The 624-nt window shown below is 55.0% G+C and carries 1 rRNA gene; it reads right to left on the bottom strand.

Annotated elements, in window-relative coordinates:
- Positions 1-624: ribosomal RNA gene (locus tag ACE418_RS13445) — 16S ribosomal RNA — on the bottom strand; the annotation flags it as partial.

Below are 624 nucleotides of genomic sequence, written 5' to 3'. Positions count from 1 at the left end.
GGACTTAACCCAACATCTCACGACACGAGCTGACGACAGCCGTGCACCACCTGTTTTCTTGTCCTCCGAAGAGGAACGGGGTATCTCTACCCTTAGCAATCAATGTCAAGGCTTGGTAAGGTTCTTCGCGTTGCGTCGAATTAAACCACATACTCCACCGCTTGTGCGGGCCCCCGTCAATTCCTTTGAGTTTCAGCCTTGCGGCCGTACTCCCCAGGCGGGATACTTATTGCGTTAACTCCGGCACAGAAGGGGTCGATACCTCCTACACCTAGTATCCATCGTTTACGGCCAGGACTACCGGGGTATCTAATCCCGTTTGCTCCCCTGGCTTTCGCGCCTCAGCGTCAGTTGTCGTCCAGAAAGCCGCTTTCGCCACTGGTGTTCCTCCTAATATCTACGCATTTCACCGCTACACTAGGAATTCCGCTTTCCTCTCCGATACTCTAGCATCGCAGTTTCGGTCCCCTCACGGGGTTAAGCCCCGCACTTTTAAGACCGACTTACGACGCCGCCTGCGCGCCCTTTACGCCCAATAATTCCGGACAACGCTTGCCACCTACGTATTACCGCGGCTGCTGGCACGTAGTTAGCCGTGGCTTTCTCTTACGGTACCGTCACGCA

It is taken from the genome of Megasphaera jansseni (genome assembly GCF_047974155.1).
Lineage (GTDB): Bacteria > Bacillota > Negativicutes > Veillonellales > Megasphaeraceae > Megasphaera.
The sequence above is the reverse complement of the archived record's forward strand: the minus strand, read 5'-3'. Positions and strand labels throughout refer to the sequence as shown.